This is a genomic window from Anaeromicrobium sediminis (assembly GCF_002270055.1).
Classification (GTDB): Bacteria; Bacillota; Clostridia; order Peptostreptococcales; family Thermotaleaceae; genus Anaeromicrobium; species Anaeromicrobium sediminis.
Genome location: NZ_NIBG01000006.1, coordinates 191,453 through 207,095, shown reverse-complemented (window position 1 = coordinate 207,095; position 15,643 = coordinate 191,453). Strand labels below are relative to the sequence as shown.

The window sequence follows — 15,643 nt, the reverse complement described above, 5'->3', positions numbered from 1 at the left end:
AAAAACTCAAGACTTTTAATATCAATCCTTCTTATAGTGGCAAATAAAGCGTCTTTGTAATGAATAATACTATCTACACCCATGACAGAAATGCACGATTCTACAATGAGTATATAAAGAATTCCTATAACTCCTACCATAAAGGCTGTATATTTAAATATTCGTTTATTATTCTTTTTATTAAAAGGTATGATTATAAGTATTTCTATCCCTATAAATGGAAGTATTGTAACTAGAGTGGCTTTTATATATGATTGTATTTGTCCTACAACGAAAAAGGGTTTTAAATTCATTAATTCTCCTTGAGTTAATACTGTTAATTGTATAGTTATATACCCTATAATAATGATAAGACCATATATTTCACAAATCCTTGCGATTACTCCTAGTCTTTTTACTACAGCGTAATATGCCACTGAAAGAAATAGTAAACTTAATGCCCATACAGGAGTCTTTATTAATATGGTAAGCTTAATAGCTTCACAGGCCAGTCTTATGAGCATAGTAAAAATTGTAAAAAAATATATACTATATATAAGTATGAATATATATGTAATATATTTTCCAACTAATATGTTACTGTACTCATATATTGTTTTGTTTTCATGGACATATCCAAGATATGTAATTATATATGTAGAAATCATTGTTATTGCTGTAGCAATTAATAAGGTAAACCATCCTCCTGTACCTGCATTTTCTGCAACATTTTTAGGCAGACTTAAAACACCATATCCTACTACTAATCCGAAAATACAAAAAGCAATTTGTCTATTTGTAAGAGATTCTTTCATGTACTTATTCCCTCCATACTATTAGCTTTTCCATTAATAGTTAACTAATGCATGATTTGCATAAAAGGCACCCTTATTATCTTAAAGTAAAATTCTCAATAAAATTAAAATACAGCCAACACTGGCTGTATTTATCTATTTTATATATAATTTATAATCTATATGTTCTATCATTTTTATAAAGGCCTTGGCTGTAACATAGGCATCACTTTCAGCTCTATGGGCCCTTTCATTAGTAAGGTTAAAGTGTCTTACTAAATCTTCTAACTTTTCTCCCTTTGACCCTATTCCATTTAGCTTTTTATATTCCTTAAATAGCTTCTTTGTACAAAGATAATTATTAATTCTCTCTTCTCCCATAGCTTCTAATTGATTATTTAAAAATCTCATATCAAAGGAAGCATTATGGGCCACTATTAATTTATTTTTCAGAAATTTATGAAATTTAGGGAATATATCCTCTATCTTGTCTGCTTTTTTTACCATATCTGTAGTTATACCTGTAATAGCCGTTATTCTAGAGCTTAGCCACTTTATTCCTGGATTAATTATTTTTCCTCCAGTTCTCACTATGTCATTCCCTTTCACATGGGCATATCCTATTTCTATAATCTTATCTTGGTTAGATAAGCCTGTAGTCTCAAAATCTATAATTACAAATTCCATATTAATCTCCTCATCTGTCTTTTATCTATTGTAATTATACTATTATACCACAAGATTACTCTCATATTTAAACTGGAATTTAATGATTATTTCCGTCTTTTATCATATAGGCTCGCTCCCCACAAAAGTATGTCATCCCAAAATTGTTCTAAACATATTACACCTATGGGAATAAGTACAAACAACAATACAGGCGTAAATACTACTATAGCCCCCACTCCCATTAAAATGGCAATTATAGTAGAAATACTAAATCTCTTTTTCTCCAACATGATCATCTCCCTGTTGAATTATTTTTCTCTTTTTAATACTCATAATCCCTTAGCACCTACGAGGCACAATACGTTTAACAATTTTTGAAAAGGTGGAACATCAGAATATCTTTTGCTGCAAACAATTATGAATCTTCTACCTTAATTATAAAATTTACACTCTATAGTCTGATAGTGACTTCCTTTGAAAAAACTTTAAATTTATTGTGGCCAAGTAGGTTCACACAACTTCAGATTAAATATAACATATCTATATTTTCTATTTTAATCATTAATTGTCCTTTTCATAAGAAAAACTCCTTCTAAAAATAGAAGGAGTTTTAATTCTATAGTATGCTATCTAATGCATCTATAAATTCTTTAGTTTGTTCTAATGTGCCTGTACTTACTCTTAACCAATCATCATATTTCCATAGGAATCCTGGTCTTATGATAATACCCTTTTTAAGTAATTCTTCAAATACAACCCTAGAATCTTTACCCACATTCATAAAGATAAAGTTTGCATTAGATTCTACATATTCAAGGTTATTTTCATTACAATAATCTGTAATCATCTTTAATGACTCATAATTTAACTTAACAGTATTTTCAATATGCTCCTTATCTTGTAGAGCTGCCCTAGCTGCTGCTTGAGCTATTTTGTTCACATTAAATACGGTCTTACTCTTAGTCATTTCACTTATGATTTCTTCACTTGAGATTGCATAGCCCACTCTCAATCCTGCAATACCAGAAGATTTAGAGAAAGTTCTTATAATTACTGTGTTTGGTCTTTCTTTTAATATGCTTAAACTATCTGGATAATCTTCATTCATAATAGCATAATCATAATATGCTTCATCTAAAACTAAAATTAAATCCTTAGGAATATTGTCAACTAAATACTTAACCTCTTCCTTAGTCATAATATTTCCTAATGGGTTATTTGGGTTACATACAAATATGGCTTTAGTCTTATCATTAATACTAGCAATAAACTTTTCAAAGTCATGCTTGTAATCCTTTAGTGGAATCTCTACTGCTACTCCGCCCATGTGCATAGACCAGTTTTTATATAATATAAACGAAGGAGTTGCCATTATAACCTCATCATCCTTTTCAACAAAGGTCTGAGCTATAATCCTTATAACATCCTCTCCACCATTTCCAAGTATAATATTATCTGCCTCTATTCCTAAGTCTTTAGCTATATCGGCTCTCAAATCCATACTTGCAGCATCTGGGTATACAAATACATTCTCCGCTTCATTCTTAATAGCTTCAACTGCTAATTTTGATGGTCCTAATGGATTCTCATTAGAAGCGAGCTTAATGATTTTATCTAAGCCATATTCCTTTTTAACTTCTTCAATAGGCTTTCCTGGAACGTAACAGCCTAAAGTTAATAATTCTTTTCTAAACTTACTCATAGATATTGCCCCCTTATCCTAAATCATATTCGTAAGCCGTCTCCTCACCATTTAATACCCTTAGTCCACCTAAGGCTAAAGCTTCCAATTCATTTTCTCCTGGAACTATTTCAACGGGTGCTATAAATTCAACTCTACTTTTAATCCATTCACTTATTAATTTAGAATGAGCTATTCCACCTGTGATTATAACTCTATCTACCTTTCCATCTACAACTGTGGCAAGTTCTCCAATACCCTTTGCTACTTGATATGCCATGGCTTCATAAACAAGCTTAGCTTCTTCATTTCCTTCATCAATCATTTTTTGTACATCAAGTGCACTGTTAGTGTCTAAGTAAGATATTAATCCACCTTTACCTCTTAACATTTTACTCATAGTTTTCTTGTCATATTTGCCTGAAAAACAAAGATTGATTAATTCTCTACAAGGCACTCTTCCTGCCCTCTCTGGAGAGAAAGGTCCTTCATCATCAGATACTATGTCAACCATTTTCCCCTTATTGTGAACACTTATGGAAATTCCGCCACCTAAGTGAGCAACTATAAAGTTACAATCATAATAGGATTTCTCAATCTTCTTAGCAGTTTTTATGGCCATAGCTCTCATGTTCAGTGCGTGAGAGAAACTCTTTCTCTCAATTTCTTTCATACCAGATATTCTAGCTATAGGCATTAGTTCATCTACAGCCACAGAATCATATACATATGCATTAATCCCTAATGGATTAGCTATTTCATAGGCAATAATACCTCCTAAGTTAGATGCATGCTCTACTACAGGCCTATTAGTAAGTCTGTCAATCATACTCTCATTTACCCTATAGGCACCTGACTTTACTGGCGGCAACATGCCACCTCTACCTACTACTCCAGACAATTCTTTAACATCAAACCCAACTTCTTCTAAAAACTTTAGTATGGCATCCTTTCTCATAGAACATTGCTCTATGGTCTTGTCATACTTTTTAAGTTCTTCACTTGAATGGTCTATGGTAGTTTTATGAATTTCTAATTCATTTTCATATATGGCCACCTTAGTAGATGTGGACCCTGGGTTTATTGATAATACATAATGTTTCATATTACTCCCCCTTATCCATAGCTGAAGATAGTACTAAAGATAAATATTTTTCTTCTGTAGAAGAACCCCTTGATGTAAGTACTATAGGAACTTTGGCACCTACCACTATTCCAGCCATTTTGGCATTGGCTGAATATATAAGTGATTTTGAAACTATGTTTCCAGTTGCTATGTTTGGCATTAAAAGTATATCTGCTTCTTCTACAATAGGACTCTCAAATCCTTTAATTCTTGCAGATTTTTTACTCATAACTAAATCGTATGAAATAGGACCCTCTATTATGCAGTCCTCTATCTTACCATTTAAACTCATATCCTTTAATTCTTTAGCATGAACTGTTTCTTCCATCTTAGGATTTACTTTCTCGACAGCACAAAGTGCTGCCACTTTAGGCTTTTCATAGCCTATTAGCTTTAAAGTTCTCACTGCATTTTCCACAATACCCTTTTTTTCTTCTAATGTGGGATACATTACCATTCCGCCATCAGTTACTACTAGTAACTTTTTATAAGTAGGTATTTCTAAAAATGCCACATGGGACATGACACTACCTGTTCTTAATCCTGATTCTTTACTTACTACGGCCTTAAGAAGTTTTGAAGTATCAATTTTACCCTTCATTAAATAATCTGCTTTGTTCTCACGGATTAAATCCACTCCACATTTAGCTGCCTCTTCCATAGAGTCAGCATGGATTATGTTTTCATGGTCTATCTCATTCTTTTGATTACTTAATATTCCTTTTATTTTCTCACTATCTCCTATTAATATAGGATTTACTATTCCATCACGTTTAGCTAAGAATACGGCCTCTAGTGTGTGCTCATCTCCAGCACACACTACAGCCACTCTCTTTTTTTCTTGATTATTTTTAACTTTATTTATAAGTTTGTTGAAATTTTCAAAAACCATATTATCCCTCACTTTTACAATTCCATTCCCTTTTTCAATGCTTTGATATTTATATCATGTAATTTTTCTGGAATATTTTCCTTTAATACTTCTACCCAATCTATAGTATCTATTCCTAAGGCCTTTATTAAAGCTCCTAATATTACTATATTTTGAGTAAGGACATTTCCAACTTCCTCTGCCACAGAAAAGGCATCAAAAACCTTACAATGCTCCACTACTTCCTTTAGTTTCTCTATTACACCCTTTGGATATTCTTCTTTTCCTATTAAAACAGGAAGGGAATATATTTCATAATCATTTACTAATAGTGTACCACCTTTTTTCAATTTGTCTAACCATCTTACGGCTTCTATTTTTTCAAAGGCAATTACTAAATCTGCACTATTCTCCACAATACATGGTGAATATACCTTTTCTCCAAACCTAATTTGAGTAGTTACACTTCCACCCCTTTGAGCCATACCGTGAATCTCTGACATTTTAACATCATATCCTATTTTCATAAGACCACTTACTAATATTTTAGATGCAAGGATAATCCCTTGTCCGCCAACACCTACTAATAATAAACTCTTAGTCATATTATTCACCCACCTTTACAATTGAATCAAATTTACATACTTGTTTACATAGTTCACAACCATTACACATAGCCTTATCTATTAAAATATCTCCATCCTTTAAAGTAATAGCTGGACATCCTATCTTTAAACACATTCTACACTTTTTACATTTTTCTTGAACTACTTCACAATTTAGATGAGCTCTTTCTTTTCTAACTTCCTTAATTAAAGCACAAGGTCTCTTTGTGATTAATACAAATGGCTCCGTTGCATTGTATGCCTTTTCAACACCTTCTCTAGTCTTCTCTAAGTCATACGGATCTACCACTACTACGTTTTCCTCTTTTATTCCACAGGCCTTTACTACTGCTTCTATATCAATAACTTCTGTTATTTCACCCATTAAAGTTTTTCCTGTTCCAGGATTTTCTTGATGACCAGTCATGGCTGTTATAGAGTTGTCTAATATAACTAATGTTATTGGAGTTTTATTATAAACTGCATCAATAAGACCCGTTATTCCAGAGTGGAAGAAAGTAGAATCTCCTACAACTCCAAATACCTTCTTATCCACATTTCCCATTTGGAAAGCCTTTTTAAGACCTATAGCTGCAGAGAAACCAGCTCCCATACATATTACCGTATCCGTTACATTAAGAGGTGGAATTAATCCTAGAGTATAACATCCAATATCTCCAGATACAACTAAGTCCTTATATTTGCTCATGGCATAGAATATACCCCTATGAGGACATCCAGCACATAGCATAGGAGGACGTTTTGGTAAGCTAACATCCACATCATATCCTGCACCTTCATCTTCCTTCTTAAAGGCCTTTCTTAGTATATGAGGATTTAACTCTCCACATACGGATAGTACTTCTTTACCTGTACACTTAATCCCCATGGCTTTCACAAAATTTTCAATATATGGCTCATTTTCCTCTATTACATAAATTTCATCAACTTTATCTGCAAATTCCTTTATTAATTTGTCTGGCATAGGGAAAGTAAGCCCTAATTTTAAATAAGATGCTTCTTCTCCAAATACTTCCTTAGCATGTTGATACGAAACACCACTTGTTATGATTCCTATCTTAGTATCATTCATTTCCATTCTATTTAAAGAACATTTATTTGAATATGCTCTTAGTCTATCTAAATTTTCTTCTAATACTACGTGCCTCGCTCTAGCGTGGGCTGGCATCATAGCATATTTTTGCACATTTTTCTCATATTTTTTAACGCCAACTTCTTCTCTGTCTGATAAAGTAACTAATCCCTTAGAATGACAAATTCTTGTAGTTACTCTAAACATAACGGGCACATCAAATTCTTCACTGATTTTAAAGGATTCTTTTATATAATCTAAACATTCCATGCTATCGGATGGTTCTATCATACAGACTTTAGCGTGGGGTGCATATAATCTATTATCCTGCTCATTTTGTGAACTATGCATTCCAGGTTCATCTGCACTTATTACTACTAATCCTCCATTTACACCTTCGTATGCTATAGTGAAAAATGGATCTGCTGCCACATTAAGTCCTACATGTTTCATAGCTACTAATGTTCTAGCTCCACCTATAGCTGCTCCACATCCAACCTCTAGAGCTACCTTTTCATTAGGTGACCACTCTGAGTTAATTTCCTTGTAGTTAGCCACATTTTCAAGTATTTCTGTACTTGGTGTTCCTGGATAAGCCGCTGCTACAGTACATCCTGCTTCATAGGCACCTCTAGCAATGGCCTCATTGCCTGACATGATTTTTTTCATATAACCTTCCTCCTTAGTCCCATTTTAGTAATTTATATAGGTAGACAAAACATTTTTAGACAAATAAATTTTTTTAGCTTTTACACCTATAATTTTCTCAATTCATTTCCCTATATACTTAATAGCAAAGTTCGTACCAACTTTTTTTGCATGACATTTTCAGTGTTTTTGCCTTTTTCAGAAAATTCCACATACAAAGAAAGGGTTAAATGGTGTAAGCTACTTCCCCATTTAACCCTTTTTCATATAAGATAATGACCTTTTACCAAAGTCTGTTATAACCGTACCACTTCTCCCCTTATATATTTCTACCATTAAAAATTTTTCCAATGTAACAAGGATACTTCTAACTTCATTCTCACTTATATACAAGCCTTCTTCCTTTGCCAACTGGTACAAACTGCGCCTTCCCATTCTTTTACTAATTATTTGACTCTTTTCTAATTGTTCTAATACAAATACATACTTCCTTATGCCCTTTCCCACTTGCTTTTTTAATTTATCTATAAAAGCCAAATCTTCTTCTTCCAATCCTTCTTCATATATACCTATATCATCAAAGGGTAGATCCTTTACTCCAACTTTCGTTAAGCCAATATTAGTAAAGTATTCTACATAATTTCTAAGTTCCCTCACATTCCCTCTCCAATTATGGGTTAAAAGGGCGTCAATGGCATTAGGCATGAAATAAAACTCACTATTAAATTCATCTTTCATTTTTTCTATAAGTGGAATAATATCCTCCGTTCTAGTTCTAAGGGGAGGTATTCTTAAGGGTAATACATTTAATCTAAAATATAGATCTTCCCTAAATTGTCCACTTAAGACCATTTCCTTTAAATTTCTGTTTGTTGCAGCTATAATTCTAATATCTACTTTTATTAAGGTATCTCCGCCTATTCTCATAACTTCTTTTTCTTGCAATACTCTAAGCAATCTTAATTGCAACTTAAGTGGCATTTCACCTATTTCATCTAAAAACAAGGTTCCCCTATGGGCCAATTCTAATAGTCCCGGTTTTCCACCCTTTTTAGCTCCTGTAAAGGCTCCTTCTTCATATCCAAAGAGTTCACTTTCAAGAAGACTCTCAGGCAGCGCTCCACAATTAATAGCCACAAATTGGTACTCTCTTCTATCAGAACTATTATGCATGGCATGGGCAAATAACTCCTTCCCAGTTCCACTTTCTCCAGTTATAAGAACAGAAGAATTAGATTTGGCCATTCTCCTAGCCATCTCCTTACACTTTTCTATTTTTTCACTCTTTCCAACAATATTGGAAAATTTATATTTTGCCCTATGTCCTTTACCTATTAATTTGGCCCTTATTTTATGCTGCTTTCGCTCCAAGTCACTAAACTTTTTAAACAAGCCTACCATTCCGTACATTCTATTTGAATGAAATATAGGATATATTGATACTATAATGTCATCTCCGTTTATCTTTATAAGTTGCTCCTTTATATATATATAATCTTCTAAAACTGGATTAAAATATATTTGTGGAAATAATTCTATTAAACTCTTATTAATCACATCTTTTTTCTTATATCCAATTATGTTACAACAATTATCCGTACAAATATTTATCATTCCATTTTTATCTGCTATTATAACCCCTTCATCAATGACTTTAAATAGTATATCCAGCTGGCTTTCAAATTTATTAACCCTTCCAAGCATATTAAGAAATCCAGCTTCATTAGTAATCATTTCTTTGTATTTTTCCATTATATTTTCGTTTTTTATTATGTAATCTATATTAAACCTTACTGCAATTTCTATTATTGTACTTAAATCTAATAATACTCTTCCAATAAAATCTTCTTTTTTTTCATCATTTAAATCTAGATATATATGTGAATTTTCACATTCGCAGGTATGTAGCTTTTTTCCTGTGAGATTATATATTACACATACTATTTTATTCATTATTTCAATATTTTCATGAAAAAGACTAACCTTCTTATCATTGTCTAAGCTTTTAATCTTATCTATGGATTCTTTAGACAAAGTTAACTTGGCCTCTATTACATTACATCCTTGTCCTAATTTTTCTTTAATACCTATAAAAGTCCTATTATCAGGAACTAAAATTAAGCACTCCCCTTTAGGAGCACTTAATTCCTCTGATTCTATACACCTAATATCTATATTATCTTCAAATAGATTGTCCAATTGCTTTTTTATGTTTTTTCCGTCCTCATAATTAAAGTTTAATATATACAATTTCTTTTCCAAAGTTGCCCACCTCTTTGCTCCCACAAATCTTGTTAACTTTTTCTATCTTCAATTATATCATTTTATATACACAAGTTAAATTTCATAAATTGTAAAGGCCACATTCCTATCTTCCTTGTCTTTAACTACTTCCACATTTATAAAGTGATGGTCTATAGTTTCATTAAAGTTTTTACACAATAATCCACCACCGCCTCCAGTAACTATTATGGGTACATTATCTATAGTCTGCAATCCATAGGCATGAATGTGACCACAAAAGACAACTTTTATATATTTTTTATAGGTTTTAATTATGTGTATAAACTCTTCTACACCATGTTTAAAGGTGTGGTTATCAGTTTTTCCTCCATCAGTCCAACTGCCCCAATTAGGTGGAATATGCATGCTTATAAAAAAGTTTGATATATTATTTTTAATTGCATTTTCCATAGGACCTATTAAATTTTTTTCAAGATACTCTTTAGAAAATCCCATGTATTCTTTCCCATTCTCCACATGCCCTGTATTATTAAGCCATATGAATCTACTTCCATCCACGTCTATAAAGTAATCAGAAGGAGCAATATGTTTATTAAAAGCATCTGTGTCTCCTACAACCTCAAAAGAGCCTATTCTATCATGATTTCCGGTGGCACAAAATATGGGAATTTTATTTAGTGTTTCATCATCATTTATAATTTTCACAAAATCTTTCATTCTATCTTCAGATCTTTTGTGAATCGTATCTCCCACATGGATTATAAATAATGGATCTAATTTTTTTTCTTTAAATAAATTAACCACCTTGTCTAATCCATTTCTACAATCAGAACCCTTATGAAACAAATGAGTATCTCCAACCACTACAAAATTCCATTTATCCTTTAAATTCTTTTTTCTTTCTTTTAATAATTCCAACGATTTATCATATAAAGATTTATAGTACAAAACTTTAACACTCCCTAATCTATTATAATATTCTATTTTTCCCTTTTAACAATTAAAAAAAACTGTGTTTAAAACACAGTTTTTTCTAATTTTTTCACCTCATGTTATACCTTAACAACTAGCTTTCATTTATTAAGTTATACATAAAAATATATGGTATTTTTTTAGTTAAATCCAATTACAGTAGCTATCATGACAAATGCAGATGCACATGCAAATAATATCATTTGGAATTTGAATTGCCATTTTGCCCATGTCATCCATTCTATTTTAGTAATTCCTAAAACAGCAATTAGAATTCCTGAAGTTGGAACTATTAAGTTTGTAAATCCATCTCCTAATTGGAATGCTAAAACTCCTACTTGTCTACTTACTCCTACAAGGTCAGCAAGTGGTGCCATTAGCGGCATAGTAAGAGCTGCTTGTCCTGAACCTGATACAACAAAGAAGTTAAATACTGATTGGAATATATACATAAACCATGCAGCAACTGCTGGTGGTAATTTTCCTACAATATTTCCCGTATAGTGAAGTACAGTATTAAGTACTGTTGGTGTAGTTGGGTCAGAACCTCCTAAAACTAGGATAATTCCTTTTGCCATACCTACTACTAATGCTGCACCTAATAAATCTTTTGAACCCTCTTTAAAGGCTTGTGCCATACCATTCATTGTCATATCATTTAATTTAAATATGATACCAATGATTCCTGATACAATACCCATAATAAAGAATTGTGTTGCAATCTCTGGAATATAATAACCATACTTCATTACACCCCATATAACCCAAGCCATACCTAACACAAGAGTTAAAATAACTAATGTATGCCCTAGTCCAAAATCTGAACTTATATCTTCATCAGATTTAAGTTCATTTCTATAAACTTCATCTTGCTCATAAGAAATAGATATTGTTGGGTCTTTTTTTACCTTTTTAGCATGGATCATAGTATATCCTATACCAAGAAGTGTAAAGAATATCCACATAGATACTCTAAATCCAGCCCCTGATAAAACAGGGATTCCTGAAACTCCTTGTGCTATAGCAACACTAAAAGGATTCATCCAAGAAGTTGCAAAACCTATTTGTGTTGCCACATATGTGATTAATATACACGTAACTGCATCATAACCCATAGCAACAATAATAGGAACTAGAATCATTACAAAGGGAATAGCTTCCTCCCCCATTCCAAATACTGCGCCTCCTAATGAAAATAAAATAAACAGTATAGGAATAATTGCAACGTCGAAGCCTTTTGTTCTCTTAATCATTGCAAACATTCCCGCTTCTACGGCTCCTGTTTTTAAAATAATTCCAAAGGCTCCTCCAATAACTAAGATAAATGCAACAACCCCAACGGCTGAACCCCATTTATCTCCACTTACAAGACCTTCAAACATGTAGTTTGTAACTCCTACTCCACCATAGGGTTCAAATAATTTTATCCCATTTTTTACGGATTCACCGTTTTCATCTTGGACAATTCTAAAGCTTTCTGGAATAAGAACTGTCTTAGTTTTTTCAGTTCCATCCGCCTTTGTAAAACTAATATCATGGGTATCAAACTGGCCTACCGGTACAATATATGTTAATGCCGCTGCCAATAAAATAACAAAAAATATGATTACATATGTATCTGGTACTGCAAATCTTTTTTTATTTCCCATATATTCTCCTCCTGTCAAATTTTATATTGTAAAATCGATTTCCTGTATTATCATACATGCTACAAGTATAAATAGTCAACACTTTCTATCCTAAAAGATTAGTTTTCTCTAAAAAATATCGTTTTTTTCATTTGAGTGTATATTGTAACCAACCATTCGTTCGAATAGCAAACACAATTCTCATTATCCATTAATTGGTAACCATGATTTTATAAAAAAATCCTTTTGTTTACACCGAATAAAGCTAGCTCATACCAATGTAAATAATGATTGGTTATTTAAGAAAAAAAACTGTGTTTAAAACACAGTTTTTTAATTTTTCCATTTGAAATTTATTCTAGTTCTATAGCTATATTTTCCATATAATAGCTATAAATTTCACTGAAGTTAAGTCCTATTAATTCTGCTAGATTTAAGTATCTAGTAAACAATCTTACATAGGTATTTAAAGCATGGAAATAATCATCTTTTTTAGCTGATTTCTTAAGATCAGTTATATCATCATATATGTATGAAAATAATTTTATTATATTATCCTCATATTTTGATTTATCTATAACCTCTTCATTTATAATGTTAAAGTTATGGTCGTTACCAATAGATAACAGAAATTTCAAAGCATCAATATACCTTATTAATAGTTTTTCTTTAGATATAATTTTCTTTACCTTATAGTATTTATAGCATTTAGTAGTATTAGCTATTTCTCCAGTTTTAACCTGAAGAGCCAAAAATTTTAAATCAAATAAATTTTCTTTTCCCTTAATCTCTTCATCAATATTAGAAAGTTTCTTAATGTGATTTTCCATAATTTCTTGTACTTTAAATAGTTCATTTAATTCCATATCTAGACCTCCACTTACTTTATATTTTAAAATATAATATATAATATTTTTAATATAAAGTAAAGAAAGCTTCTGATACAGATTCATATTCGTCATTTGATTTTATCTCTGAGAGCTCTGCTCTATCACCAGTTTCCTTATATCCAAATAAATATACTTCTTCTTCTTGTCCTTGTGGCAATAGGGCCACATAACTCTTCCCTTCCATTTCAAATTGAGCTAATATCTCACAGGGAAGATCATCTCCATCTTTATCTTCTATATATATAACATCTGCTTTGTTGTTATTATCCATTTTCTACCTCCTTATTTGTCATTACTATTAGGATTTCCTAAATCCTTATATGAATACATGTAATTTATATTCAAAATAAAAAGCAGCCAATTGACTGCTTATATTTTGAATACTTTTATTTGACCTGCAAGTTCCTTAGAAAGATTGTTCATTTCATCTGCAAGTTTTGCCACTTCTTCAGTTGCCATTAATTGTTGTTGCATAGAAGCATTTACTTCTTGAGATGAAGATGCACTTTCTTCTGATACTTCTGCTATATTCTGTATGGATTCTACTATTAAATCTTTTTCTTTATTTATACTGTTTACAAAATCACTTATCCTATTGGTTTTATATGTTATATCACTAACAGATTTTGATATTACCTCAAAGGAATCATTAACTTTAGAAACAGATAATCCTTGTTCTTTAGATAACACTTTTACTTCATTCATTATATTAACAGTATTTTCACTATCATTTTGAATATTGTCTATTATATCTTTTATATTATCAGTGGCCGCCTTTGATCCTTCTGCAAGCTTTCTTATCTCATCTGCCACAACGGCAAATCCTTTACCATGTTCTCCTGCTCTTGCTGCTTCTATAGATGCATTAAGTGCAAGCAAATTTGTTTGCTCTGCAATTGATGTAATTGTATTTAATATATCTTCGATATTTTTTGATTTTCTACTAAGTTCAATTATAGCTTCTTCTATTTTATGAGTAGCTTGAGCATTTCTATCAGTCTTTTGTACTAAATCTTTAACAGCTTCAAATCCTTGAAGATTAGAATTAACTACATTTTCAGTTGATTCAATCATATCTTTTGTATTGTTCATAAGTTCATCAAATTTATTAGACAAACCATTAACTAATTCATATCCTTTTTCTGCCTCTTTCGCCTGAGATAATGCGCCCCTTGCTATTTCTTCAACTGTTGCTCCTACTTGTTCTGAAGTTGCACTAGTCTCCTCAGCTATAGCTGCTAAATTCTCAGATGAGTTTCTAACTTCACTAGATGCATCTTGTATATTGCTTATTAAGTTACCTAAAGTCCTTACTGTATCATTAAATATATTGGAAAGTTTTTCAAATTCATCACCCGTTTTAATATGAGATTTTATAGATAAATCTCCCTGTTTCATTTTCTCAGTATTATTTACTATATTCTTTATTTGCTTAGTTATATAATTTGAAAATATATATGCTAATCCTATAGATACTATTAGAAATATTACTCCTATTATTATAATCCTATACAACATTGTATTAGCTCTATGAAATACTTCATTAGTATATAAACTTCCTATTAATGTCCATCCAGTTGATTTTATAGTTTTAAATATTGCTAATTTAGATTTTAATTCTCCATTTTGTTCATATTTATATGATACACTTTTTTTATTATTATCTAGTGCATCTAATATCTCTTTACTATCTACATATTTCCCTATTTTTTCTTTTTCTACATGTGTTATCATTATTTTTTCTGAAGAAATCAAGGCAGCATATCCATCTTTACCTATTTTCATCTTATTTATTTTTTGGGATAATGTATCTAAATCAATATCAATTCCAATAACTCCTATAAATTCATCCTTGCTATTATATACAGGAGTTGATGCTGTTACTACTAATTTATTAGTAGTAACATCTATATAAGGCTCAGTCCATGATATGGTATTTTTTTCATATGCACTTTTATACCAAGGTCTTGTTAACGGATCAAACCCTTCTTCAAATTCTGTATAAGGATATGTATGCATAGTTTTATCTTTAAGGCCTAAGTATATAGATATACAATCTTCATGAGAATCTATGAAGTTTTTGAACATTCCAATCATATATACTTCATATTCAGGATGTTCTATAATTTCTTTAACATCTGTATTCTTAGAAATCATATTTAAACTTTCACTAAAGTTATTTAAATAATTATCAATAGATATTTCAATCCCATCTATTGTACTAGTACATAATTCATTTAAATCCCCTTCTATTATTTTTATAGTTCTGTTATAAGAAGTAAATCCTAAAAATAACAAGGGAATAGATATTAATATTATAAACATCCCTACCAATTTAGTTTTAATTCCCAGCTTCATATGTGGTCCCCCCTAATTGAGCCATAGCTTTTGTATTTCCTGTTCCACTTAATATATTATAACTGTTTTTTCATGGGCCCCTCCC

Annotated in this window: 14 protein-coding genes; all 14 read right to left on the bottom strand. The window is 31.3% G+C overall.

Annotated elements, in window-relative coordinates; genetic code table 11:
- Nucleotides 1-794 (bottom strand): GerAB/ArcD/ProY family transporter (locus CCE28_RS09350; protein WP_095133257.1); only part of this gene is annotated, 794 nt, incomplete at its 3' end.
- 135 nt (nt 795-929) lie between these two features.
- Nucleotides 930-1,460 carry a 3'-5' exonuclease gene (locus tag CCE28_RS09345; protein ID WP_095133255.1) on the bottom strand — a complete coding sequence of 177 codons (531 nt, stop codon included), beginning with the start codon at nt 1,458-1,460 and terminating at the stop codon, nt 930-932.
- An 86-nt stretch (nt 1,461-1,546) separates the two neighbouring features.
- A complete protein-coding gene (locus CCE28_RS09340) occupies nt 1,547-1,729 on the bottom strand; it encodes a hypothetical protein (protein ID WP_141228343.1) in 183 nt (60 codons plus the stop codon).
- A 329-nt stretch (nt 1,730-2,058) separates the two neighbouring features.
- Nucleotides 2,059-3,144 (bottom strand): histidinol-phosphate transaminase, encoded by a 1,086-nt coding sequence (hisC, locus tag CCE28_RS09335; RefSeq protein ID WP_242972943.1) that lies wholly within the window; start codon nt 3,142-3,144, stop codon nt 2,059-2,061.
- Nucleotides 3,145-3,157: 13 nt separating this feature from the next.
- On the bottom strand, nt 3,158-4,228 hold the full coding sequence (buk, locus tag CCE28_RS09330; protein ID WP_095133252.1) for a butyrate kinase: 1,071 nt from the start codon (nt 4,226-4,228) through the stop codon (nt 3,158-3,160).
- 1 nt (nt 4,229) lies between these two features.
- Entirely contained in the window at nt 4,230-5,141 is a 912-nt protein-coding gene (locus CCE28_RS09325) for a bifunctional enoyl-CoA hydratase/phosphate acetyltransferase (protein ID WP_095133251.1), read from the bottom strand.
- Between the two features lie 14 nt (nt 5,142-5,155).
- A complete protein-coding gene (locus CCE28_RS09320; RefSeq protein ID WP_095133250.1) occupies nt 5,156-5,725 on the bottom strand; it encodes an indolepyruvate oxidoreductase subunit beta in 570 nt (189 codons plus the stop codon).
- A gap of 1 nt (nt 5,726) precedes the next feature.
- Nucleotides 5,727-7,487, bottom strand: a complete 1,761-nt coding sequence (gene iorA, locus CCE28_RS09315) for an indolepyruvate ferredoxin oxidoreductase subunit alpha (protein WP_095133249.1) — start codon at nt 7,485-7,487, stop codon at nt 5,727-5,729.
- Nucleotides 7,488-7,718: 231 nt separating this feature from the next.
- The gene (locus CCE28_RS09310; protein WP_095133248.1) at nt 7,719-9,728 is read right to left on the bottom strand and encodes a sigma-54 interaction domain-containing protein; all 2,010 of its coding nucleotides are present in this window, start codon (nt 9,726-9,728) and stop codon (nt 7,719-7,721) included.
- A 75-nt stretch (nt 9,729-9,803) separates the two neighbouring features.
- Nucleotides 9,804-10,658 (bottom strand): metallophosphoesterase family protein, encoded by an 855-nt coding sequence (locus CCE28_RS09305; protein WP_176461747.1) that lies wholly within the window; start codon nt 10,656-10,658, stop codon nt 9,804-9,806.
- A gap of 164 nt (nt 10,659-10,822) precedes the next feature.
- Complete coding sequence (gene yfcC / locus CCE28_RS09300; protein WP_095133245.1) at nt 10,823-12,331, bottom strand: putative basic amino acid antiporter YfcC; 1,509 nt, start codon at nt 12,329-12,331, stop codon at nt 10,823-10,825.
- A 332-nt stretch (nt 12,332-12,663) separates the two neighbouring features.
- Complete coding sequence (locus CCE28_RS09295) at nt 12,664-13,176, bottom strand: dUTP diphosphatase (protein ID WP_176461746.1); 513 nt, start codon at nt 13,174-13,176, stop codon at nt 12,664-12,666.
- A gap of 49 nt (nt 13,177-13,225) precedes the next feature.
- Nucleotides 13,226-13,471 carry a DUF1292 domain-containing protein gene (locus CCE28_RS09290; protein WP_095133240.1) on the bottom strand — a complete coding sequence of 82 codons (246 nt, stop codon included), beginning with the start codon at nt 13,469-13,471 and terminating at the stop codon, nt 13,226-13,228.
- A gap of 98 nt (nt 13,472-13,569) precedes the next feature.
- A complete protein-coding gene (locus CCE28_RS09285) occupies nt 13,570-15,558 on the bottom strand; it encodes a methyl-accepting chemotaxis protein (RefSeq protein ID WP_095133237.1) in 1,989 nt (662 codons plus the stop codon).
- Nucleotides 15,559-15,643 lie beyond the last annotated feature (85 nt).